Genomic DNA, 24,285 nt, shown 5'->3' on the forward strand with positions numbered 1-24,285 from the left:
GGAGCGATCCCGTTCAGGCGGCGGCACTCGGGCGCGCCTTCAGGGCGCCGTGCCAGCGCCTGACATGGGTGAATTCCTCCGGAATGGTCAGCTTTGCCGGTTTCATGAAATCGAGCGCCACGAGGCCGGTAATGTCGGCGATGCTGAAATCGCCTGCGAGGAATTCGGTCCTGGCAAGCCGCTCATCCAGAAGGGCCAGGAATTTCTGCACTTTCAGCTTGTTGGCCTCCCCCCATTCCGGCACTTGCGGCACCTCCATCTCGGCCATGGCGGGATGCAGGTGGCGGAATACGGCCGCAACCGTGTCGAGCAGACCGAATTCCACCCGCCTTTGCCACATCTCCACCTGCGCGCGCTCAAGGGCGCCGGTGCCGAAGAGCGACGGCTTGGGGAAGAGTTCCTCGAAATAGCGGCAGATGGCGATCGATTCGGCGATCACGGCGCCATCGTCGAGGACGAGCACGGGCGTGCGCTGCATCGGATTGAGCGCCGTGAATTCCGGCGAGCGCTGCGCCAGCGCCCCGATATCGACGGGCTGCGTCGCCACCTCGATACACTTTTCCGCCAGATAGATGCGCACCCGTCTGGGATTGGGCGCACGACCGCCATCATAGAGCTTCATCATTGACCCCCGTTTGAAAGAAGGGGAGCACAGCGCCGGCATGGGGTCAATTGCGGGGCATGTCGGGACAAAAACCCGGTCATGCCCGACGTATAAAAAAAGGCCCGGACATGCCGGGCCTATAGTGGAAGAAGGGTCTCGGTACAACCCTCGAAGGGGTCCTCGGAACCGCCGTGAATTCCGGCACGCCGTGCCCGGCATCGTTGCGGTAACAAGCCTGTAACGCGGCTGCCGGCGTGTCAGTTCCGCTGCGGCAATAGGCAGGGCGGAGTCAATTCAGCCGGGCACGGATCATGCTCTCCTCGAATCGCCCCGACCACATGCCGCGCTTCTCGGCCCGGGCTTCCATCTCCTCGTTGCGATAGGTCTCCCCCGCCAGCGCATGGCCGGCGAGCACCATCGCGCCGGCCAGGTCGCGCCCGTCGACGAAACAGCGCGCCACGGTGATGCCGCTGCGCCGGGTATCGCCGGGCACGCAGCGCACCGGATCTTCGTCGATCAGGGCGGCGAGGGCATCGCGGGCCGCCGCGCCGCAACGGTAATCGAGATCGTCGCGGCGGCAGAACATTTCCGGTGGCGGCGCGGCGATTCCCGCCAGCCGGTAGCTGGTCCCCGCGACCGCGATGACATCGCCGCGCAGGGCGGTGGCATGGCCGAGCACGGCCTCGCTGCCACGATCGACGGCGAGCAGATAGATCACCATGGCGCCGATCACGAGCGCCATCAGCGCGAGCAGCCGCCGCGATCCCGGACGCCCGCGCGCCGAGAGATTGCGCATCATGCGCCGGCGCGCGCGCCGGCCGGCCCGCCGCCGCAGGGCATGGGCGCGTTCGGATTTTTTTTGCTGCGGGTCGATGATCATGAGGCCAACATTAACGAATTCTGCGCATTCTGGCGAATGTCATAACGCGAATCGCTGCGTAAACCGTTAACGGTACTGGTTTTTTGCATGAGCAGAGAGACGGTGACGGCAACACCGCCGGAAACCGCACCCTTTGATGGCGACGCACAGCGGCGTCGCAAGGCCGCGCACAACATGCGTGCGGCACGCGAGCGGCTGACCTCCGCCGTCGGTCTGGAACGCTCGTTCGAGCTCGAATTCCTGCGGCTTTTCGCACAATACCGCACCGGTGCGGCCATCCCGCTCTTCGTTCTCGCCGCAGCCGGCGGGGCCGTCGCTTCCTTCTGGCTGCCGCTCGAAACGGCGGGATTGCTCTTCGGCGTCATCGCCCTGACCATCGGGCTGATGGTGATGCTCTCGCGCCGGCTCCTGCGCCAGGGGGAGGACGATACCCGGCTGGGCTACTGGCATCGCGTCTTCGTCATCGGCGAAGCGTTGCAGGGCGCCTCCTGGGCACTGCTGGTTCAGGCGCTGGCGAATGCGCCGGCACCGGGCTCCGACAGTTTCGTCCTGTTCGTCACGCTGATGGCCTCTGCCGTGACGGCCATGCTCTCGGCGACGCTGCCGGCAGCGGTCTATGCCGGCCTGCTGCCGCTTTCCGTCGTGGTCCTCGCGCACGCCATGAGCGTGCGCAATGTCGATGCCGCGATGATGGCGGCCATGACGATCAGCGCGCAGATCTTCTTCGTCTTCCTCGCCCGTCGGCTCTATTCGAGCGCGCTCGCGACGCTGCGTTCGCGGGCGGAAAAGGACAAGCTGTTCTTCGAGCTGGAGGAGGCCAAGGCCAATTCCGACGAGGCGCGCCGGCGTGCGGAGGAGGCCAACCTGGCCAAATCCCGCTTCCTCGCCACGATGAGCCACGAATTGCGCACGCCCCTCAACGCCATTCTCGGCTTCTCGGAGGTGATGAAGGACGAGGTCTTCGGCGAGCACAGCAACAGGACCTACAAGGATTATTCCGCCGATATCCATTCCAGCGGGCAGCATCTGCTCAACCTGATCAACGAGATCCTCGACCTGTCGCGCATCGAGGCGGGGCGCTACGAACTCAACGAGGAAGCGCTGCTGCTGTCCTACATGATCGATGATTGCCGCCACATGATGAACCTGCGCTCCCGCGCCAAGGAGCAGACCATCAAGGCGATGATCGACCCGACGCTGCCACGCATCTGGGCGGATGAGCGCGCGATGCGCCAGATCATTCTCAACATTCTCTCCAATGCGGTGAAATTCACCCCGCCGGGCGGCGAGATCGTGATCAAGGCGGGCTGGACCTCCTCGGGCGGGCAATACGTCTCGATCCGCGACAACGGCCCCGGCATTCCGGCGGAAGAGATCCCGATCATCATGTCCTCCTTCGGGCGCGGCACCTGGGCGCTCAAGACCGCCGAGCAGGGCTCGGGACTCGGCCTGCCGATCGTGAAGGGCCTTGTGGAGATGCATGGCGGTCATTTCCAGCTGACCTCGGCGCCGCGCGAAGGCACCGAGGTGATCATGACGCTGCCGGCCTCGCGCGTCATGAACGCGCTGCCCGCGATGGACGTTGCGGAAAGCGAGGATGCAGACGGCGCGGCGCACAACAGCCGCACCCGGCGCTCCGGCGGCGCGCATGCCGCAGCCTGAATTGCCATGACGAAGCGTCCCGGCATCGGGTGTGCCCGGGCCGAGGTGCAAGCCGCGTCCGGTTCCGCATTCGTGGCGCATGACCGGCGGGTTGCGCCGATGGTGATCAGCCGCCAGCCGGGGGCGCAAGTGCTTGCCGGCGGTTCAGGCTGGCAAGCGCATGATCGACGCTCGCGGCGTGACGCACCAGCGGCTTTTTCAGGCCGTGCATCAGCAATTCCCGGCGCATGGGCCGGCTGGTGCCGGTGAGCCAGAGTTCGACCTTGCGGCTTCGCGCCTTGCGGGCGAGCCCTTCGATCATGTGCGCGCCGGTCGAATCGAGAAACGGGACGGCAGAAAAATCCACGATCAGTGCCTTGTGACGGTCCTCGATGCGGTCGAGCACCGAACCGATCGAGGCCGTGGCCCCGAAGAACAGCGCACCGGTAATGCGGTAGACGACGATATCGGGATCGGCCGTGACCGTCTCGTCATGGGCGTCCCGCGATCGCGCCGTATCCGCCTCGTCTCGCCCGACCAGCGGGATATCCCGGTAGATTGCCGTCGTGCGGCTCATTCTCTGGATGAACAGCACCGAGCCCAGCGCGACGCCGACGATGATCGCCTCGGTCAGATCCCGGAAGATCGTGAGGAAGAACGTCGCGGCCAGCACGAGCGCCTCGCCCCGGCCCGAGCGCAGCAGCACTGCAATGGCCGGTCGCTCGATCATGTTCCAGGCCACGATGACGAGCACCCCGGCCAGGGCCGCGAGCGGAATATAGGCCGCGACGGGGGCGGCAATCAGCATGAATGCCAGCAGAAAGAGCGCGTGCAGCATGCCGGCCACCGGCCCATGCGCGCCCGAGCGCACATTCGTGGCGGTTCTCGCGATCGTGCCGGTGACGCAGAACCCGCCGAACAGGGACGAGCCGAGATTCGCCACGCCCTGTGCCACCAATTCGCAATTCGATCTGTGGCGGCGCCCGGTCATGCCGTCCGCGACGACGGCGGAGAGCAGCGATTCGATCGCCCCGAGCAGGGTGAAGGCGATCGCCGCAGGCAGCACCGCCACGATCCGGGCGAGCGAGATCTCGGGCAGGGCGGGAAGCGGCAGGGACGAGGGAATACCGCCGAACCGGGTGCCGATGGTTTCGACCGGCAGGTCGATCAGGGTGCTCGCCACGGCCACGACGCCGATCGCGATCAGCATGCCTGGCCATTTCGGGCGCCACGTGCGGATGCCGAGGATGAGGGCGATGGTCACGAGCGACAAGCCGATGGCAGCCGGGGTGACGTCGGCGCGCGCATCCCACAGGGCGCCGAGCTTCGCCACCAGTTCGCCCGGTTCGTCATCCGGCGACAAGCCGAGGAGCGGGCTGATCTGGCTGGCGAGAATGATGACCGCGATCCCGGCGGTGAAACCGACCGTGACCGGAAACGGGATGAACTTGATGAAGGTCCCGAGCCGCAGCAAGCCCGTGCCGGCCAGCATCAGCCCGGACAGGAAGGTCGCCAGGATCAGCCCGTCCATGCCGTGTTCGGCGACGGTCCCCGCCACGAGAATGATGAAGGCGCCGGCCGGGCCCCCGATCTGGAACCGGGAGCCGCCGAGGAGCGACACCAGAAAGCCCCCGATGATGGCCGTATAGAGCCCCTGAGCCGGGCTCGCCCCGGACGCGATGGCGATGGCCATCGACAGCGGCAGCGCCACGATGGCGACGGTCAGGCCGGCAACGGCATCCGCGCGAAGATGCCGCGCGTCATAGCCTTCGCGCAGCACCGTCCAGAGCTTCGGGGTGAACATCTCGGCGAAGCTGGGCGCATCGCGCGTTGCCGTCGTCGTCCTGGTCATGATGGGCCGCACCTTGCAAGGGCATGCGGCGGGATCGTCGGCTGTCTGTCGGCGGTCGCCGTCGCGATTCATTCTCCGGGAGGATTGGAAGGGCGCCGCAGCCGCACGCCGCGCCCGCCCGCCGCACTGGTCGCGCCTTCTGCGATCAATTCGATCCCCGCATGTTCGAGGGCCCGCACGACCCTCGTCAGGCTGTCCACCACGCCCCGCACGTCACCGCCGCCCGATTCCATGCGCTGGATCGTCGGCACGGACAGCCCGGCCATTTCGGCCAGGGTCTTCTGGTCGATGCCGAGCAGCGCCCGGGCGGCACGCATTTGAGCCGAAGTGATCATTGTATCCTTCTCAATCGAGTGAATTGCATGTTAAGCCGGCAACTCTGATATTTCAACTATCAATCCAAATGTTCCGGATATCATCTCTGCGGGCTGTGACCAGCATGGCCCCGCTCTGGCGCAATGTGCAGTTTACGTAACGGCAATACGAATGTGTTTCAACAGATGCAGCGAAGGAGAGGATCCGATGGTGCGCTCGAAATTCTGCATGGCGACCGGCGGCAATGTCGGGATGTTGTTTGCCTTGTCCCTGCCGGTGGTCTTTGCCTTCGTCGGTGCTGCGGTGGACGGGGCCTATATGCTCAACGTCAAGACGCAGCTGCAGAAATCCGTCGATGTGGCCGCGCTGCTGGCCGCGCGCGACGTCGAGACGGACATGGAGCGCGAGGCGGTCTTCAGGCAATATCTGGAGAACAACCTTGCCGGCGGGAATTTCACGGTCACGGAAATCGATGTCGATGTCGAGAGCGGTCTGAATTTCGTTCGGATCGACGGTCGCGTCGAAGCGGATGTGCGGCTGTTCTTCATGCATCATCTGGGCATCGAGCAACTGAGCGCGTCATCTTCGGCCTTCAGGGCGAAGGAGGCTCTCGAAATCGCCGTCGTGCTCGACAATACCGGGTCGATGGGGTCGCGCGGCATCAATGCGCTCAAGCGCGCCTCGCATGCGCTCGTCGATGCCGTCGAAGGCGGGCGCGGTGAGGAACAGGATATCCGCATCAGCCTCGTGCCCTTTGTCACTGCGGTCAATATCAAGGGCGAAGGCTTCGATCCCGCCTGGATCGATATGGACGGGCAGGCGCTCTATAACGGCTGGAACTTCATCGACGATCCGCTGCGCGAGCGGCGGCGCAACGGCGAGCGGCCCGAAGAACTTCCCGAGGGTTTCGGCAGCAACGCCACCGGCAACGGCGCCGGCGGCGGGCAGGCCTGCAAGAATCAGGGCAAGGGCGCCCCGGCCATCGCCAAGCGCGAGCGCTGCCGCGCCGCCGACCGGTATCCGCATCACATGTATCTGTTCGAACAATCGGGGACCGAATGGAAGGGCTGCGTCGAAGCACGGCCCGCGCCTTACAATCTGACGCCGGTGCCGCCTGATCCGGCCAATCCCGATACGCTGTTCGTGCCCTATTTCGCCCCGGACGAGCCGGGTGACCGCATGAACCGGGGCGGCAACAGCCCCACGCGGTTCAACAATTCCTGGCTCGACGACGCGGTCACGGGAACCGACGAGGAGCGTCTGCGCGCGACCTTGAAATACATCGACCCCGCACAGATGAGCGTCGATGACGGCGGCCCGCTCACCATCGGCCCCAACCGTGCCTGTCCCACGCCCATCGTGCCGCTGAGCGCGGATTTTGCGACGGTGCGCACGGGCATCGATGCGATGAATTTCTGGAACGGCTCCGGGACCAATATCGCCGAGGGCCTCGCCTGGGGCTGGCGCGTGCTCTCGCCGGAAGCGCCCTACACGCAGGCCGCGCCTTTCGGGGAGCGCGGGCAGCAGAAATTCCTCGTCCTGATGACCGACGGCCGCAACGTCTCCTATGGTGCACGCAACGAATTCACGCGCTCGGATTACGGCTCCTACAACTTCCTCGCAAACGGGCGGATCGACGGGGCGACCAGCCAGGGGGCGGCGGAGCGCAGGCTCAACGACTGGACGGGACAAATGTGTACGCAGATGAAGCAACAGGGGATCGAGATCTTCACGGTCGTCTACAACGAGAGCAATGCCTCCGTCCTCGACATGTTCCGCCGCTGCGCCTCGAGCCCGTCGAATTTCTTCATGGCGCGCAACACCGCAGCCCTGGAAAACGCCTTCATGAATATCGGCCAGCAGGTCTCCCGGCTGCGCATCACGGAGTGATGGCGGGAGGGGTGAGGGGTTCCGTTTCGTCACCCAGCGGGCTCCCGGAGGAGCCCGCGCTTGCGCGATTGCACTCCCGCCCCACACCCGCAAATTCGAAATTCCGGTTGCGCCGGGGCGCCATGGCGCTATGGTCCCGCCCTTGCGGCAGGCATGTGCTGTCGCGCCGGCGAAACCGAGTTGCAGATCGTTCATGCAGGATTCCACCGCGACAAACGCCCGTGACGCGGGCAGGGCAGCGCAGCGCGCGGCCGAAGCCAGGCCCGTGCGAATCGCCATCGACGCGATGGGCGGCGATCACGGGCCCGAGGTCGTGATTCCCGGTGCCGCCATGGCGCTGCAGCGTCACCCGCAGATGCGTTTCGTCATCTATGGCGATGCGGCGCAGGTGGAACCCCTGCTCGATGGGCATCCCGCCCTGAAGGCGGCGAGTGCGTTCACGCATACCGACGTTTCCATCAAGATGGACGAGAAGCCGAGCCAGGCGCTGCGTCTGGGGCGTTACAAATCCTCGATGTGGCGGGCCATCCAGGCCGTGCGCGACGATGAGGCCGATGCCTGCCTCTCCGCCGGCAATACCGGCGCGCTGATGGCCATGTCGATGTTTTGCCTCAAGACCATGCCGCAGGTGGAGCGCCCCGCCATCGCGGCGATCTGGCCGACCGTGCGCGGCGAGAGCATCGTGCTCGATGTCGGTGCCAGCATCGGTGCGGATGCGAGCCATTACGTCAATCTCGCGGTGCTGGGCGCGGCCATGGCGCGCATCGTCTTCGACATGGAGCGCCCCGGCGTCGGCCTGCTCAATGTCGGGCGCGAGGAGATCAAGGGGATCGAGGCGGTCAAGGAAGCCGGGCGCACCCTGCGCGAGGCCAATCTGCCCAATCTCGATTACCGCGGCTTCGTCGAGGGCGACGATATCGGCAAGGGCACCGTCGACGTGGTGGTGACGGAAGGCTTCACCGGCAATATCGCGCTCAAGACCGCCGAGGGCACCGCCAAGCAGATCGGCGAATATCTGCGCTCGGCGATGGGCCGCACCTGGCGGGCCAAGCTGGGCTATCTCCTGGCCAGACCCGCCTTCGATGCTCTTCGGGCGAAGATGGATCCAAGCCGCGCGAATGGTGGTGTTTTCCTCGGGCTGGAGGGCGTCGTGATCAAGAGCCATGGCGGGGCCGATGTGAAGGGCGTCGCCGCCGCCATCGACATCGCCTATGACATGGCGCATTACCAATTGATGCGGACGATCCGGGACATGCTCGACGAGACCCCGATCGCCACCGCGTCCTGAGGATGTGAGACAGTGACATTCAAACGTTCCGTCGTCGTCGGCTGTGGTTCCGCGCTCCCGCGCAAGGCCGTGACCAATGCCGAGCTTGAAGCCGTCGTCGAGACCTCCGATGCCTGGATCGCCCAGCGCACCGGCATCCGCCAGCGCCATATCGCGGCGGAAGACGAGACCACCTCGGTGCTCGGCATCAAGGCTGCGCAGGCCGCCCTCGCCGATGCAGGGCTTGGTGTCGATGATATCGACCTGATCATCTGTGCCACATCGACACCGGACAACACCTTCCCCTCCACCGCGACGCAGATCCAGGCCGGGCTCGGCATGCATCATGGCGCCGCCTTCGATCTGCAGGCGGTCTGCACCGGTTTCGTCTATGCCATCGCCACGGCGGATAATTTCCTCAAGGCGGGTGCGCACAGGCGTGCGCTGGTGATCGGCGCGGAGACCTTCTCGCGCATCCTCGACTGGTCCGACCGCACCACCTGCGTGCTGTTCGGCGACGGGGCCGGGGCGGTGGTGCTGGAGGCGCAGGACGGCGCCGGCGCCAGCAGCGATCGCGGCGTTCTGACCACGCAATTGCGCTCCGACGGGCGCTATCGCGACAAGCTCTATGTCGATGGCGGGCCGGGCTCGACCAAGACCACGGGCTGCCTGCGCATGGAGGGACGCGAGGTCTTCCGCTTCGCCGTCGGCATGGTGACCGACGTGGTCGAGGCCGCCTTCGCGCTCACGGGGACCAGCGCCGAAGAGCTCAACTGGTTCGTGCCGCATCAGGCCAACAAGCGCATCATCGACGCCTCAGCCGACAAGCTCGGCATCGCCCGCGAGAAGGTGGTGATCACCGTCGATCGCCACGGCAACACCTCCGCCGCCTCGATCCCCCTGGCGCTCGACGTGGCGGTGAAGGACGGGCGCATCAAGCGCGGCGATCTCGTCATGCTGGAGGCGATCGGCGGCGGCTTCACCTGGGGCAGTGCGCTGATTCGCTGGTGAGGGCAGGGCGCCGGGAGCGTCGGCTGTGCATATTCGCATTCGCCCGCCCTTGACTTCATTGCCTCGCCTGCTTTGATCGCTCCAAGCAGATCTTGCGCGGATTGATCCGCGCCGGTCCCTATCGAGCAAACGACCAAAAGGGAATGGAAGGCATCATGGCAAGCCAGGATATCGTCATCGTCTCCGCCGCACGCACGGCGGTGGGCTCGTTCAACGGCGCATTCGCGAGCGTCCCGGCGCATGAGCTCGGTGCGGGCGCCATCAGCGCGGCGCTGGAGCGCGCGAAGGTCGAAGGTGCAGAGGTCAACGAGGTGATCCTCGGTCAGATCCTCGCCGCCGGCCAGGGCCAGAACCCGGCGCGCCAGGCCGCGATGAAGGCGGGCATCCCGCAGGAGGCGACATCCTGGGGGCTCAACCAGCTCTGCGGTTCGGGCCTGCGCGCCGTGGCGCTGGGCATGCAGCAGATCGCCAACGGCGATGCCGACATCATCGTCGCGGGCGGGCAGGAATCGATGTCCCAGGCCCCGCATGTCGCCTATCTGCGCTCCGGCCAGAAGATGGGCGATCTGAAGATGATGGATTCGATGCTCAAGGACGGTCTGATCGACGCCTTCCACGGCTATCACATGGGCAACACCGCCGAGAACGTCGCCGCGCGCTGGCAGTTGACCCGCGAGGAGCAGGACGCCTTCGCCGTCGCCTCGCAGAACAAGGCGGAGGCCGCGCAGAAGGCCGGCAGGTTCAGCGACGAGATCGCCCCCTTCACTGTCTCCACCCGCAAGGGGGACACCGTGGTCGATCAGGACGAATACATTCGCGCCGGCGCCACGCTCGAAGGCATGCAGAAGCTGCGTCCCGCCTTCTCGAAGGAGGGCAGCGTCACCGCCGGCAATGCGTCTGGCATCAATGACGGCGCTGCGGCCGTCGTGCTGATGACGGCGGCGGAAGCCGAAAAGCGTGGCCTGTCGCCGCTGGCGCGCATCGCCTCCTGGTCCACCTGCGGTGTCGATCCCGCGATCATGGGCACCGGCCCGATTCCGGCCTCGCGCAAGGCGCTCGAGAAAGCCGGCTGGAAGGTCGGCGATCTCGATCTCGTCGAGGCCAACGAGGCCTTCGCCGCCCAGGCGCTCGCCGTCAACAAGGATATGGGCTGGGATCCCGAGATCGTGAACGTCAATGGCGGTGCCATCGCCATCGGCCATCCGATCGGCGCCTCGGGCGCCCGCGTCCTCGTCACGCTCCTGCATGAAATGGGCAAGCGCGATGCGAAGAAGGGTCTCGCGACGCTCTGCATCGGCGGCGGCATGGGCGTCGCCATGTGCCTCGAGCGCTGACAAACAGCGCCGGCAAGCTGCTGGCCGGGGTCATGCCGCCCCGGCTTGACACGATGTTCCGGGCATGTTGGGAGCATGCCCGGGTTTCTCAATCTCGAGTTTCTGTTTCTGGGAGGAAATGATCATGGGGCGTGTTGCATTGGTGACGGGCGGGACCCGCGGTATCGGCGAGGCGATCTCGAAGGGTCTGAAGGAAGCGGGCTACAGCGTTGCGGCGAATTATGCCGGCAATGACGAAGCGGCCGCCAAGTTCAAGGAGGCGACCGGCATTCCGGTCTACAAGTTCGACGTCTCCGATGCGCAGGCCTGCGAGGATGCGATCAAGCAGATCGAAAGCGATCTCGGCCCGATCGACATCGTCGTCAACAATGCCGGCATCACGCGCGACAAGATGTTTCACCGCATGTCCTACGAGCAATGGACACAGGTGATGCGCACCAATCTCGATTCGATGTTCACGGTGACCCGCCCGGTGATCGAGGGCATGCAGTCGCGCGGCTTCGGCCGAATCATCGCGATTTCCTCGGTCAACGGCCAGAAGGGCCAGATGGGCCAGAGCAATTACTCTGCTGCGAAAGCCGGCGTGATCGGCTTCGCCAAGGCGCTTGCGCAGGAAAATGCCGCCAAGGGCATCACCGTCAACGTGATTGCGCCGGGCTATATCGGTACCGAGATGGTCAAGGCCGTGCCGGCGGATGTGCTCAATTCCAAGATCATCCCGCAGATCCCGGTCGGGCGTCTTGGTGAGGCGGAAGAAATTGCCCGCGGCGTCGTCTTCCTCGCCTCCGACGAGGCCGGCTTCATCACCGGCTCGACCCTGTCGATCAATGGCGGCCAGTACATGGCCTGAGGCCGGGGTGAGCGTGGGACCGGCCTCCTCGGGACAGGGGCGGCCATCGTGGCCTCTGCCGTGGGGCGAGACCGCCCGCCATGCAGGCCGGTCCCCTGCCTCTCCTCTGTGCACTGAAGGAGCGAAGCACGCCCCGCACCGATGCCGAGCGTCTCAACGTAACGCCTCGGCGCAACACGCGCTCGTTCTCAAAGCCGGACTCCCTCCATGGCGACGGAGGGGATTGCGTGAATGAAGGCAGCGATGGTTATCGTTACGCCGTGTGCCTCGACCAAACGCGCCCGGCACCAATGGCCCGCGCATCAAGGGCCGTCGACCGCGTCATCCCGCGATCACGGAAGACCGCGCCGCCTGATCGCCGCGAATCAGCCGACTCGACTGCCGAATCCGTTGTACCGCATGCGTTACACGGATCGATGAATCGCGCGGTCAATGCTTGCTGATTCTCGGATCAGGCCCCCGGCGCCGTGCAAAACCGCGCCATTCCTTACCCAGACCCTAATTTCACCCCCTCCGGAGTGGCGCTTATGCAACACCGGTTCCGGAAGGCACACAGGTGGCGGCATGGTGGCGGAAATGGGCTTGATCTGCGGGCCGCCGTCTCGCAATAGTCAAAACCGCGACGGGGGGTCCCCGGTCGTGACGCGCCATCGCCGTATCCGCGAGTTCGGAACCGGTGGCGGGTCAAGCGGGGAAAAGGGAAAGCTTTCGGGTCTCGACGAGGTTCAAGGCGCAATACCCGGCCCCCCAGGGTCTCGAAACTTTGGAGGTCAGATATGAAGCTCGTCAAGAGCCTTCTCCTCGGATCCGCCGCCGGCATTGTCGCGGTTGGTTCTGCAGTTGCCGCCGACTTGCCCGTGCGCAAGGCGGCTCCGGTCGATTACGTGCAGGTTTGCTCGGCATTCGGCACCGGTTACTTCTACATCCCCGGCACGGATACCTGCCTGCGCGTTGGCGGTTTCGTGCGTTACGAAAGCCGCTGGACTGATGCTGGCTGGAGCGTTGATGGGAACACCTACGACAACACTGTTCCCGCTGATGCTGACACATTGAGCACCCGCATCAACCGCGACGGCGGTCGTGATACGAGTCAGTTCAACCAGTTTGCTCGTGGTTCGATCCAGCTGGACGCGCGCACGGCGACTGAATTCGGCACGCTTCGTAGCTATGCCGAGATCTTCGTTGACACGGGCAGCACTTCGCTCGACTCGGGCTTCATCGAGTTTGCGGGCCTGACGCTCGGTAAGCGCGGCACGTACTTCCGCGGCTTCGGGTCTCCGATCATCGCCGGTGGTCAGTGGATGGCGATCAACAGTGGGCCGCTTGCCGCGTACACTGCGGATCTCGGTCCGGTGAGCCTGACAATCAGTGCCGAATCTGATCGGGACATTTTTGAGGATCATGACGGCGTCACCATCGACGGCGATGTTGTGGGTTATGGCTTCGACAACGCGTCCAGTGGCATGCCTGACTTCGTTGCAGCGATGCGTTACAGCGATGGTGGCTTCACGGCACACCTTGCCGGTGCTTTGACTGAAATCCGCAGTGGCTTCGCGCCGGCCGGTGCCGTTGCTGCCGGTGGCGGCTCGATCCCGGGCACCACCTATGGCTATGCGTTGACGGCTGGTGTGAGCTTTGAGGCTCTGCCGACGACGACCTTTACCCTTCAGGGCGCCTACTCGGTTGGTGCACACAGCTATCTCGGCCTCGGACAGGCGGATCGCCGCTTCGAACTGCCGGTCAGCGATGCCTATCTGACCGATACCGGTTCGGTCAAGAAGACTGAGGGCTGGGTGCTTAACGCCAGTGTTAACCACGCCTGGACTCCGCAGATTGCCCAGATCCTCTATGGGTCTTATGGTGAATACAAGGCTCCGGCTGCGCTGCGGAACGGTCTGATTGATCCTGCTGATATTGGTGGCGGGCTCAATGGAGCAGCTGCGCAGTATAACAACATGCCGAACAGCTTCTCGACCTGGTCGCTCGGTACGCGCGTGGACTGGACCCCTGTGGCCGGTCTCACCGTTTCTGGTGACGTCAACTACGTCGAAACGGCTGCGAAGAACCGCGTTTTCACTAACGTTGTTGGTGACACGGTTGCCTCGACGAAGAAGGACGACCGTTGGACCGCCACGCTCCGCGTGCAGCGCTCCTTCTGATCCTTTCCCAAGGATTGGTACCGGAAAGCCCCGCCTCGTGCGGGGCTTTCTTTTTTGGTCCGGTCAGACGCAGAGCACACGCCCTAGCCTCCCTTGTAACTTGAATCGCGCCGTTTCTGGTACAGTGCCGGAGGCGGTGGCGAGTGTGAGACCGATGCCCCTCAGGGATACCGAGCCCGTTGGAGAGCCTGGGTCCGCGCTCGCCGTTCCATTGAACCCGAACAGTCGCTTGGGCCGCCATATGAGCCCGTTTGTGCAAGGATGGGGAACAATGGAAGCCACTGCCCTCTTCGTCGGTATCGACGTCTCGAAAGATCGTCTCGATGTGCATGTGCATGGGCGTGACGAATGGTTCGACGTGCCGCGCGATACCGAAGGCATCGCCGCGCTGGTCGAACGGCTGCGTGCCCTGACGCCGCAGATCATCGGGATCGAAGCCACCGGTGGCTTCGAGAATGTCGTCGTGGCCAGCCTGGCCGTGGCCGGATTGCCCGTCGTCGTGGTCAATCCGGCGCAGGTGCGCGCCTTTGCCAATGCGCTCGGCAAACGCGCCAAGACCGATGCCATCGATGCCGCCGTGATCGCACGTTTCGTCGCGGCGACACAGCCGGAGATCCGGCCTGTCAAGGACGAAGAGACCCGCCTGCTGGCAGATCTCGTCGCCCGCAGGCGCCAGATCCTCGCCATGATCAAGGCAGAGAACCAGCGGCGCGCAAACGCGCCGCCACGCATGCAAAAGAGCATCGACCGCCTGCTGAAGGCGCTCGGCCGCGAGATCGACAGCGTCAATGGCGACATCGATACCGGCATACGCAACTCTGCGCTCTGGCGCGAGAAGGAGAACCTGCTGCGCTCCGTGCCCGGCGTCGGCCCCACCATCGCGCGGACCCTCATCGCCGAACTGCCCGAACTGGGAACCCTCGACCGCCGCGCCGTCGCCTCCCTGGTCGGCCTCGCCCCATGGACCCGGCAATCCGGACGCTGGCGCGGCAAGAGCTTCATCGGAGGCGGGCGCGCGAACGTGCGAAGCGCCCTGTTCATGGGAGCCCTCGTCGCCGCGCGCCACAACCCCGTGCTCCGGGAATTCCGAAACAGGCTCGTCGCACAAGGCAAACCAAAGATCGTCGCCATCGTCGCCACAGCCCGAAAGCTCCTCACAATGCTCAACGCCATCATCCGGGACAAAACGCCATGGCAAAAACAAAACGCTTGACCCGAAAGACAGTCGCTCTCCACGGGGGGAGAGGGAAGTTCTGGTGCGGCCTTCATGGAGGGTGCGCTTCGGCATGCGCACAGGTTAACGCGGCAGGTTTCGCGGGCATCCCGCGGCAAGATGCGCGTAAATCGTCTCGATGACGGTATCAATCTCTTGAAGTACTTGTGTATTGCTGAAGCGCAGCACGGTAAAGCCCTGCCCCTCCAGTTCATGCGTGCGCGCCGCATCGTAGCGCGCGATGGAATCCTGCGTATGCTGCCCGCCATCAACCTCGACCACGAGCCTTGCCTTGAGGCAGCAGAAATCCACGATATAGCGTCCCAGAGGTACCTGTCGGCGGAAATAGGTTCCATGAAGCACAATCCGCCGGCGCAAGTGCCACCAGAGCTTCCGTTCCGCTTCTGTTGGCTGCTTGCGCATGGCCCGTGCGCGATGCCGCAACTGTTGCGAGAAATCGGCTTTTGCTGCTTGCCGGCGCATGGCCTCCGATTTCCGCTCTGACATGCCGTCCCCGTCTCCCATTCCTTGCACCGCCATCAATGCCGGCGTTCCCCTCTCCCTTGCGGAGAGGGGACAGGGGTGAGGGGCGGCGGCGGGCCCTTGCCGGAGAGCACGCCACGCGTCATCAGCGCCCCTCACCCCCAACCCCTCTCCACGGGGGGAGAGGGGAGAGCGGCCTGCATCAGCCACGCGGCTGGTGATTTTCGCGCCGCGATCGCTGCCGGCGTTCCCCTCTCCCTTGCGGAGAGGGGACAGGGGTGAGGGTGGCGGCGGGCCCTTGCCGGATGGCGCACCACGCGTCATCAACGCCCCTCACCCCCAACCCCTCTCCACGGCGGGAGAGGGGAGCTGCGCCCTGTATCAGCAAAACGGCTGACGATTTTTGCGCCGCGATCGCTGCCGGCGTTCCCCTCTCCCTTGCGGAGAGGGGACAGGGGTGAGGGGCGGCGGCGGGCCCTTGCCGGAGAGCACGCCACGCGTCATCAGCGCCCCTCACCCCCAACCCCTCTCCACGGGGGGAGAGGGGAGCGCGGCCTGCATCAGCCACGCGGCTCATCCCTCCCGTTTTACCGAACTCGCGGCTTCCATTGCGCGCGTGATCGCCACCGTCTCCACCGAGACGCGGGTGACGCGGGTGATCAGGTCGATGACGTGTTCCTTGTAATCGGCGAAGCGGTAGGTGTTGAATTTCTCGCGGATGGTGGGGTCGCGCGGGGTCTTTTCCTTGTACTGGTCGAGGATCCAGGCGAGGCCCGAGCGGTTGCCGAGTTTGTAATCGAAGGCCTCGCGGGGGATATCGGAGAGCGTCGTCTCGGTATCGATCCGGATCACCCCATCCTCCGGCTCGGCCTTGAGAATGGGTTTGGGCGCGACGCCCGCCGCGCGGGCCCTCTCGTCCGGCACGTCGCTGCGCTTGACCAGCCACGGATCCTGCTCGGCGTACCCGATATGCAGATCAAGCAGCCGCCGCCCCCAATCCGCCCAGAGCCAGAAATCCTTCTGGAAGGGGATACGCGGAAAATCGCGCTTGAGGTTCTGCGCATAGGTCGCGCGATAGACCGGATCATGCAAAACGCCATAGACATAGGCAAAGATCGCATCCTTCGACAATTCTCGCCCGCCGGGCTTCTTGCCGTAATGCGCGATGAATTGAGCGAGACCCCAATCGGTGATGTTGTCGATCCGTGTGCCGTCGTGGGTGTAGCGGTAGCGGGGCACAGCCTGATACGCATCAACGGCTGCTCCAAAATGAAGATCAACGGTCGCATCGGAAGCAAGCACGCAATAATCTGATCGAAATCCCGTATCACTGAAAGCGATTAGCGTATTGGAAGCTTGCGGCGGGAAGATCGATGGGAACTGATACGTTCTGCCATTAAAATGTGAATCGAAGTAAAGATTTAAACGTATGAATGGGCGATACGAAGCATATCGTATTGCCTCGGGCGAGAATTTCTTCGGGATATTATTTTGTCGATACCGATCAAGTTCCGCATCCCACTTGATCGTATTACGCTGCGGAAAGTCTGGATCCTTCCGCGTGGCCTCATAGGTATCGATCAGATACCGCACTTTTTCTTTTAGCGTCTCCCGACTGAAATCGTAGACCCATTCGTCGCGATATGTTCCCAAACCGCGCGAAAACAAATGAAACAGCGTCTCCTCGCGCCCCGCCTTTGCCGCCTTGCCCTCCTTTGAGCAGAGCGGCAGCAGCGCATCCCAGTCATTGTTCGTCTGATTGAGCCAATTGCCGCGTTCATCCGGCTCGATCCGGCGATAGTTCACCGCGTGCGCGCGCGTCTCCTGTAGCCACGCCAGCTTGTCCTCCGCCGTGTCGTATTCCGGGCGGGCGGCGTAGTGGACGCGGCATTGCTGGCGGCGGGGGTGTTTGACGAGGAAGGCGATGGCGACGCCGGTCTGGATGCCGAAGACGTTGTGTTTCGTGCCCGAGAGCTTGGGATTTTCGCGCACATCGCCGCCGAGATCGACCACGTAGATCTCGGCGAATTCCTCCGCCACGCTCTTGCGGAACCCGTCGAAAGCGGCTTTCGCAATGAAATTGCGGTTGGTGACGAAGGCGACGATCCCGTCCTCGGCCAGCCGGTCGGAGGCCCAGCGGTAGAAGCGCACATACATGTCGTAGAGCGCGTTCTTGTTCTGCGCGCTGCCGCGCCGCACATAGGTCTCGCGCAACGATTCGTCGATGATGCGATAGGGCCGGTTCGGGTTGCGCAGGTTGAAGCTCTCCTGCCAGGCATTGTAAGGCGGATTGCCGATCACCACCGAGATCTTGCGTTCGTTCTGGCGTTTGATGCGCGCCACGTTTTCCTGCGACATGCCGCCGAAGAGATCGTGCTGCTGGCCCTTGCGGGCGGTGAGCGCGGCGGTGTTGTCGAGGGTGTCGACGAAGCAGAGATTGGGGAATTCCGCCCATTGCCCGGTAATGCCGTAGCAGGTCGCCTCGATATTCAGATTGGCCACGTAATAGGGCAGGATCGCCACCTCGTTGGCGTGGAGTTCCTGCTTGTATTTGCGGATCAGCTTTTCCGGTTGCCCGCGAAAATGCTCCAGCATCTCGCAGATGAAGGTGCCGGTTCCCGTCGCCGGATCGAGGATCTCGACGCCCTCGTCGATCAACGCGCGGCCGAAATGCTCGCGGCAGAGCCAGTCCGCCCCCTCGATCATGAAGCGCACGATCTCGTTGGGCGTATAGACCACGCCGAGCCTGTCGGCGGCCTTGGGATTGTAGACCTTGTAGAAATTCTCGTAGATCGCCTTGAGGAAGGATTGCTTCTCGTGGTGCCCGGTGATCTGCGCCGCATTGGCGCGGATGGCGGCGTAATAGGGCTCCAGCGCGCGCAGGGTGTCGCGCTTCACCGCACCGGTGAAGAACTTGCCCTCGAGATCGTAGAGCGCTTTCGCGATGTTGTTCTCGCGGTGGAAATCGCCCTCGTTGAAGACATGGCCGAAAATCTCTTCGGTGAGGATATGCTGGATCAGCATTTCCTTGATATCGGCCTCCGACACGCTGGGATTGATGGTCTCGCGCGCCTGCTGCAGGAACGCCGCCGCAGCCGTGGCAAAGGGCGCGTTGGCCGCATAGGCCGCGTTGATCTTCTCGCGCAAGGCGTCGAGCACGGCGGGGAGATCGCGCTTGAACTGCGCCACGGCAGCGCGGAACTCCGCGATCTCGGGCCGCTCCCAGGCGAAGAAGCGCTCCAGCAGGGTGGCCAGCGCATCGACATCGCGCATGGCGCAGCGCATTACCTCCTGCCGGTCCTGGATCAGCACCGCCGTCTCGGAATTCTCGAAGATGATGTTGGATTGCGGATAGCCGTTCCGGAACTTGCGTGCGATCTCGGTATCGAGATCGTCACCGGTATCCTTGGCCTCCCAGAACCCGTGCGCGACGCGCAATTCGTGCAGGATGCTGCCATCGGGATAGACCTTGCGCTTCATCCCGGTCTCGTATTCGAGCTCGGGAACGAAGATCAGGTGCTGCGCCCGGGCATAGCCCTTGAGCAGGTCCTTGAAAGCCTCGCGGATGATCTGCTCGGAATTCGCCCCGGAGAACCGCCGCAGCCGGTCGAGCTCGGCGAGATAGTTCTGGATCAGCATCTGGCTCATGGAGAACCCGTTTCTGGGGGCGCCGAATCATGCAATCATTTGGGCTCTTTTTATTATAAATACAATTTTTGGGAAACAAAATCGCAAGGCCCCCCCATGAGCAGAAGCCGCCGCCGGGTGCAGCGCCGCGCATCGGCGAATGTCCGGCTTGCCAGCCATGGCCCGAGCGGCCACATTGCCGGATGGCGCCAAAGGCAAGGTCAGGCGAACGGGCGGGTTGGCAGAGCGCGCCATCCGGCCTATCATCCGTTTAGTAGCGATACGCAACCATCATCAGGCGCGCGCAAGCGCTTGGACAAGACCGCGAAACGCGGCGAATTCTGGAGGGAGAGAGGGCGCATGGCCTCGTCGGAGATTGATTTCACCCGCACATTGCCCGCCGATGCGGGAGCCCCGCTGATCGATCCGTTCGGTCGCACCATCAGCTATCTGCGCGTCTCGGTGACGGATCGCTGCGATTTCCGCTGCGTCTATTGCATGTCAGAGGACATGACCTTCCTGCCCAAGCGCGACCTGTTGACGCTGGAAGAGCTCGACCGGCTCTGTTCCGTCTTCGTCGGTCAGGGCGTGAAGAAGCTGCGCATCACTGGCGGTGAGCCGCTCGTGCGGCGCAACATCATGCGCTTCTTCGAGGGCATGACGCGCCATCTCGAGAGCGGGGCGCTCGAAGAGCTGACGGTGACCACCAACGGCTCGCAGCTCGCCCGCCACGCGCAGCATCTCGCCGATTGCGGCGTCAAGCGCATCAACGTGTCGATGGACACGATGAACCCCGACAAGTTCCGTCACATCACCCGCTGGGGCGATCTCGGCAAGGTCATGCAGGGGATCGACGCCGCGCAGGCGGCGGGGCTCAAGGTCAAGATCAATGCGGTGGCGCTCAAGGATTTCAACGAGGACGAGATCGTCCCCATGATCGAATGGGCGCATGGGCGCGGCATGGATCTCACCCTGATCGAGGTGATGCCGCTGGGCGAGATCGACGAAGACCGCTCCGACCAGTTCCTCTCCCTCAGGCAGGTGCGCGCCTCGCTGCTCGACCGCTACACCCTCACCGATCTGCCCGACCGCACCGGCGGCCCGGCCCGCTATGTCCGGATCGAGGAGACGGGCGGGCGGCTCGGCTTCATCACGCCGCTGACGCATAATTTCTGCGAGAGCTGCAACCGCGTGCGCCTTACCTGCACCGGCACGCTCTATATGTGCCTCGGCCAGGAAGACGCCGCCGATCTGCGCGAGCCGCTGCGGGCATCAGAGAGCGACGAGCCCGTCGCGCGGGCGATCCAGAACGCCATCGCGCGCAAGCCCAAGGGCCATGATTTCGTCATCGAGCGAGCCAGGCACGGCGACAAGGGGAACCCGGCGGTCAGCCGTCACATGAGTGTGACCGGCGGCTGAGCCGGTCACAGATGAAAGTGCGCTGTTTCCTCTCGCAATTTTCGTGAATTGCGATAAAACACGTCCGGACACGTGTTTGCGAGAGGAAGCGCCATGGCCGCGCATATCAAGAACGGCATCATCGAAGCGATCGGCAACACGCCGCTGATCCGCCTGAAGAAAGCCTCGGAGCTCACCGGCTGCACCATTCTGGGCAAGGCCGAGTTCATGAATCCGGGGCAATCGGTCAAGGACCGCGCGGCGCTCGCCATCATCCGCGACGCGGAACGCCGCGGCGCGCTGCGCCCCGGCGGCGTCATCGTCGAGGGTACGGCGGGCAATACCGGGATCGGGCTCTCGCTCGTGGGCAATGCGCTGGGCTATCGCACCGTGATCGTGATCCCGGAAACGCAGAGCCAGGAAAAGAAGGACATGCTGCGCCTGGCCGGGGCCGAGCTCGTCGAGGTCCCCGCCGTCCCCTACGCCAATCCCAACAATTACGTGAAGGTCTCCGGGCGCCTCGCAGAGCGGCTGGCCGCGAGCGAGCCGAATGGTGCGATCTGGGCCAACCAGTTCGACAATACCGCCAACCGCCAGGGCCATTACGAGACCACCGGCCCGGAGGTCTTCGACCAGACCGAGGGCAAGGTCGACGGTTTCATCTGCGCCGTGGGCAGCGGCGGCACGCTGGCCGGCGTCGGCATGGCCCTGAAGGAGCGCGACGCGAATATCCGCATCGGGCTCGCCGATCCGATGGGCGCAGCGCTCTATTCATTCTATACGACCGGCGAGCTGAAATCCTCCGGCTCCTCGATCAGCGAGGGGATCGGCCAGGGCCGCATCACCGCCAATCTGGAGGGCGCGCCCGTCGATCACGCCTGGCAGATCGCCGACGAGGAAGCCCTGCCGATCGTGTTCGATCTGCTGCGCGAGGAGGGGCTGTGCATGGGCGGCTCGACCGGGGTCAACATCGCCGGCGCCATTCGCCTCGCCCGCGAACTCGGCCCGGGCAAGACCATCGTGACCATTCTCTGCGATTACGGCACGCGCTACCAGTCCAAGCTCTACAACCCCGCCTTCCTGCGCGAGAAGGGCCTGCCCGTGCCGGAATGGCTGGAGCGCGAGACGGCGATCGATCCGGGGCTCGTCTGATCAGACGACACGCCATGCGCGATCGCCGCCATCAAGGCCGCGCCGGATCACCCTCTGCACGGGCAGAGAGGTGATCCCCCTGCATGAAGCCCGCCTCCCGGCTTGCAGCCTGGGCTCAATCCGCGAATTCCGGTTCCTCGCGCATCAGATTGCGCTTGATGCTTTCCAGATGCAGGCGGGCGCTCCCGGAATCGCCCTCGCGCATCTGGTCGTAGGTCTTTTGCGCGATATCGGGTTCGACCGGGGTGAGCTTGCGGCCGGTGCTCATGGCGAGGACCTGGACCTCGCAGGCGCGCTCAAGATAATACAGATCGTCCCAGGCCTCGGCGATCGAGGGGCCGATGACCATGACGCCGTGGTTCTTCATGAAGACGATATCGGCATCTCCCATGGCGCCGGCGATGCGGTCGCCCTCGGCCTCGTCGAGGGCGAGCCCGTTATAGTCGCGGTCGATGGCGGTGCGGCCATAGAATTTCAAGGCCGTCTGGCCGGCCCAGACCAGCGGATCGCCCTCCACCATGGAAAGCGCCGTCGCATGGGGCATATGCGTGTGGAAGGCGACGCGCGCACGCGGCAGGCGCATGTGCAGGCGCCCATGGATGTAGAAGGCCGTCGCTTCCGGCTGGCCCTCGCCGGAAATGACATTGCCGTCATAATCGCAGACCAGCAGGCTCGACGCGGTGACCTCGGAGAAGGAGAGGCCATAAGGGTTAACGATGAAGAGATCGTCGCGCCCCGGCACGATGGCCGAGAAATGGTTGCAGATGCCCTCGCTCATGCCAAGCCGGGCGGCCATGCGAAAACAGGCGGCGAGATCGATCCGCGCTTCCTGGAGCGCCTCCTCGTCGATGGCGCTGTTGCGCAGGATGGCGGGGCTCGTGCCCTTCGCCCTGAATTCATGAGCCATGATCGTCCTCCGTCGGGATCGTGCCGGGCGCGCACCGGCCTGACCGGCGCGACGCTTGAACTTCGCGGATCATGATCGCGAGGCGCCCGCCCGGCGGCAAGCCGCTTTTGCACACACTCTCATGCGAAGGATCGGAAGGGCGGCACAAACCCGGTGGCGCGATCCGGGTAATGCCCGCAAGGCATGACAAGTATCCTGGGGTGCCTTCAACGTATCAAGCGCAATCATTTAATATAAACGCGAGCATTATGAAATATCATTCAAATTCTGGCACAATTCCGGCATTTTTCGGACAATTCTGGCCAGCGCCATTGCCATCGGCGATCAGCGCCTCTAGTATATGGTCACACCGAAGCCGTAACGCCCCGTCCGGTAATTATTATCCCGGAGCGGGATTTTTCTTTGTTATGGCATGTCAAGGGATACAATGACCGATACGCCAAAACGCGACAAGATCGCCGTGCGCAACCTCTACAAGGTTTTCGGCGACCATCCTCAGGAAGGGATGCGGCTGATCCGCGAAGGGCGCGACAAGGACGAGATCTTCGCCGAGACCGGGCAGACTGTGGGCGTCGTCGATGCAAACTTCACCATCCGCGAGGGCGAGATCTTCGTGATCATGGGTCTTTCGGGCTCCGGCAAATCGACCATGGTGCGCATGTTCAACCGTCTCTACGAGCCGACCTCCGGGTCGATCGAGATCGACGGCGAGGATATCGTCAAGCTGGACAACGAGGGCTTGCGCAAGCTGCGCCGCGACACCGTGAGCATGGTGTTCCAGTCCTTCGCGCTGATGCCCCACATGAAAGTGATCGACAACGTCGCCTTCGGGCTCGAACTCGGCGGGATCTCGCGGCACGAGCGCCACCGGCGCGCCATGATGGCGCTGGCGCAGGTGGGGCTCGCGGCCAATGCGGACAGTTACCCGGACGAGTTGTCCGGCGGCATGCAGCAGCGCGTCGGTCTCGCCCGCGCGCTGTGCGCCGATCCGCCGATCCTCCTGATGGATGAGGCCTTCTCCGCCCTCGACCCGCTGATCCGCTCCGAGATGCAGGACGAGTTGCTGATGCTCCAGGAGGAGAAGCAACGCACCATCATCTTCATCAGCCACGATCTCGACGAAGCCATGCGCATCGGCGACCGCATCGCCATCATGCAGGGCGGTGTCGTGGTGCAGGTGGGCACGCCGGAGGAAATCCTGAAGAATCCGGCCAATGACTATGTGCGCTCCTTCTTCCGCGGCGTCGATGTCTCGAAGGTGCTCACCGCCCGCGACATCGCGCGGCGCACCCAGGTCACGCTGATCGACAAGCCCGAGCAGGGCCCGCGCGCGGCCATTCGCACCCTGGAAACCCACGATCGCGAATATGGCTACGTGCTCGGGCGCAACCGCCGCTTCCTCGGCGTGGCCAGTCTCGCAACCCTCGACGAGGCGCGCAAGGCAGACCGCCCGCTGGAAAAGGCCTTGCTGCCCGATTGCCCGACGATCAGCCCCGAAACGCATCTGGGCGATCTGATGAATGTCGTGGCGACCACCCCCTATGCCGTGCCCGTCATCGACGAGAACGGGCGCTATGCCGGCGCCGTCTCGCGTTCGGCGCTGCTGCAGGCGCTCGACAGCGTGATCGGCGAGGACAAGCCGGCCATGGCGGCGGCTGCCGATACGGCCCCGCCACAAACCGAAGCCCGGGAGGGCGTGTGA

18 protein-coding genes are annotated in these 24,285 nt (G+C 64.2%); 11 read left to right on the forward strand and 7 right to left on the reverse strand.

Features of this window, described 5'->3' with window-relative positions:
* Positions 1–13: 13 nt before the first annotated feature.
* Together GA0071312_RS06045 and GA0071312_RS06050 are read right to left on the reverse strand one after the other, a co-directional pair.
* A complete protein-coding gene (locus GA0071312_RS06045; protein ID WP_074444275.1) occupies positions 14–622 on the reverse strand; it encodes a glutathione S-transferase family protein in 609 nt (202 codons plus the stop codon).
* A 271-nt stretch (positions 623–893) separates the two neighbouring features.
* The gene (locus GA0071312_RS06050; RefSeq protein ID WP_074443983.1) at positions 894–1,484 is read right to left on the reverse strand and encodes a thermonuclease family protein; all 591 of its coding nucleotides are present in this window, start codon (positions 1,482–1,484) and stop codon (positions 894–896) included.
* 87 nt (positions 1,485–1,571) lie between these two features.
* On the opposite strand from GA0071312_RS06050, the gene GA0071312_RS06055 reads away from it, so the two are divergent.
* Positions 1,572–3,146 (forward strand): sensor histidine kinase, encoded by a 1,575-nt coding sequence (locus GA0071312_RS06055; protein ID WP_074443984.1) that lies wholly within the window; start codon positions 1,572–1,574, stop codon positions 3,144–3,146.
* A gap of 106 nt (positions 3,147–3,252) precedes the next feature.
* On the opposite strand, the gene GA0071312_RS06060 is transcribed toward GA0071312_RS06055, so the two are convergent.
* Both GA0071312_RS06060 and GA0071312_RS06065 read right to left on the reverse strand, forming a co-directional pair.
* Positions 3,253–4,977, reverse strand: coding sequence for a SulP family inorganic anion transporter (locus tag GA0071312_RS06060; RefSeq protein WP_074444276.1), 1,725 nt, complete (start codon positions 4,975–4,977; stop codon positions 3,253–3,255).
* A gap of 68 nt (positions 4,978–5,045) precedes the next feature.
* The gene (locus tag GA0071312_RS06065; protein WP_074443985.1) at positions 5,046–5,312 is read right to left on the reverse strand and encodes a helix-turn-helix domain-containing protein; all 267 of its coding nucleotides are present in this window, start codon (positions 5,310–5,312) and stop codon (positions 5,046–5,048) included.
* Positions 5,313–5,499: 187 nt separating this feature from the next.
* Here GA0071312_RS06065 and GA0071312_RS06070 point away from each other — a divergent pair, with 187 nt between their 5' ends.
* The 7 genes from GA0071312_RS06070 to GA0071312_RS06100 all read left to right on the forward strand — a co-directional run bounded on the left by GA0071312_RS06070 (position 5,500) and on the right by GA0071312_RS06100 (position 15,016).
* A complete protein-coding gene (locus tag GA0071312_RS06070) occupies positions 5,500–7,182 on the forward strand; it encodes a pilus assembly protein (protein WP_074443986.1) in 1,683 nt (560 codons plus the stop codon).
* 286 nt (positions 7,183–7,468) lie between these two features.
* Complete coding sequence (gene plsX, locus GA0071312_RS06075) at positions 7,469–8,470, forward strand: phosphate acyltransferase PlsX (RefSeq protein WP_238947137.1); 1,002 nt, start codon at positions 7,469–7,471, stop codon at positions 8,468–8,470.
* 12 nt (positions 8,471–8,482) lie between these two features.
* Positions 8,483–9,460 carry a beta-ketoacyl-ACP synthase III gene (locus tag GA0071312_RS06080; protein ID WP_074443987.1) on the forward strand — a complete coding sequence of 326 codons (978 nt, stop codon included), beginning with the start codon at positions 8,483–8,485 and terminating at the stop codon, positions 9,458–9,460.
* A gap of 155 nt (positions 9,461–9,615) precedes the next feature.
* Positions 9,616–10,794: an acetyl-CoA C-acetyltransferase gene (locus GA0071312_RS06085; RefSeq protein ID WP_074444278.1), complete on the forward strand. Its 1,179-nt coding sequence runs from the start codon at positions 9,616–9,618 to the stop codon at positions 10,792–10,794.
* 124 nt (positions 10,795–10,918) lie between these two features.
* Positions 10,919–11,644: an acetoacetyl-CoA reductase gene (gene phbB / locus GA0071312_RS06090; protein WP_074444279.1), complete on the forward strand. Its 726-nt coding sequence runs from the start codon at positions 10,919–10,921 to the stop codon at positions 11,642–11,644.
* 776 nt (positions 11,645–12,420) lie between these two features.
* On the forward strand, positions 12,421–13,803 hold the full coding sequence (locus tag GA0071312_RS06095; protein ID WP_074443988.1) for a porin: 1,383 nt from the start codon (positions 12,421–12,423) through the stop codon (positions 13,801–13,803).
* Between the two features lie 271 nt (positions 13,804–14,074).
* Positions 14,075–15,016, forward strand: a complete 942-nt coding sequence (locus GA0071312_RS06100) for an IS110 family RNA-guided transposase (protein ID WP_074443674.1) — start codon at positions 14,075–14,077, stop codon at positions 15,014–15,016.
* 84 nt (positions 15,017–15,100) lie between these two features.
* Here the strand turns inward: GA0071312_RS06100 and GA0071312_RS06105 are convergent, their stop codons facing one another.
* Both GA0071312_RS06105 and GA0071312_RS06110 read right to left on the reverse strand, forming a co-directional pair.
* Positions 15,101–15,556, reverse strand: a complete 456-nt coding sequence (locus GA0071312_RS06105; RefSeq protein ID WP_238947108.1) for an endonuclease domain-containing protein — start codon at positions 15,554–15,556, stop codon at positions 15,101–15,103.
* A gap of 516 nt (positions 15,557–16,072) precedes the next feature.
* The gene (locus GA0071312_RS06110) at positions 16,073–19,147 is read right to left on the reverse strand and encodes a type ISP restriction/modification enzyme (RefSeq protein ID WP_074443989.1); all 3,075 of its coding nucleotides are present in this window, start codon (positions 19,145–19,147) and stop codon (positions 16,073–16,075) included.
* Positions 19,148–19,486: 339 nt separating this feature from the next.
* Between GA0071312_RS06110 and moaA the strand changes: the two genes are divergently transcribed.
* Together moaA and GA0071312_RS06120 are read left to right on the forward strand one after the other, a co-directional pair.
* Entirely contained in the window at positions 19,487–20,545 is a 1,059-nt protein-coding gene (gene moaA, locus GA0071312_RS06115) for a GTP 3',8-cyclase MoaA (protein ID WP_074443990.1), read from the forward strand.
* Positions 20,546–20,638: 93 nt separating this feature from the next.
* Positions 20,639–21,676: a cysteine synthase A gene (locus tag GA0071312_RS06120; RefSeq protein WP_074443991.1), complete on the forward strand. Its 1,038-nt coding sequence runs from the start codon at positions 20,639–20,641 to the stop codon at positions 21,674–21,676.
* Between the two features lie 115 nt (positions 21,677–21,791).
* On the opposite strand, the gene GA0071312_RS06125 is transcribed toward GA0071312_RS06120, so the two are convergent.
* Positions 21,792–22,583 (reverse strand): aldolase, encoded by a 792-nt coding sequence (locus GA0071312_RS06125; protein WP_074443992.1) that lies wholly within the window; start codon positions 22,581–22,583, stop codon positions 21,792–21,794.
* Positions 22,584–23,010: 427 nt separating this feature from the next.
* On the opposite strand from GA0071312_RS06125, the gene proV reads away from it, so the two are divergent.
* Complete coding sequence (gene proV, locus GA0071312_RS06130; RefSeq protein ID WP_074443993.1) at positions 23,011–24,285, forward strand: glycine betaine/L-proline ABC transporter ATP-binding protein ProV; 1,275 nt, start codon at positions 23,011–23,013, stop codon at positions 24,283–24,285.

The sequence above is a fragment of the Saliniramus fredricksonii genome (assembly GCF_900094735.1).
Classification (GTDB): domain Bacteria; phylum Pseudomonadota; class Alphaproteobacteria; order Rhizobiales; family Beijerinckiaceae; genus Saliniramus; species Saliniramus fredricksonii.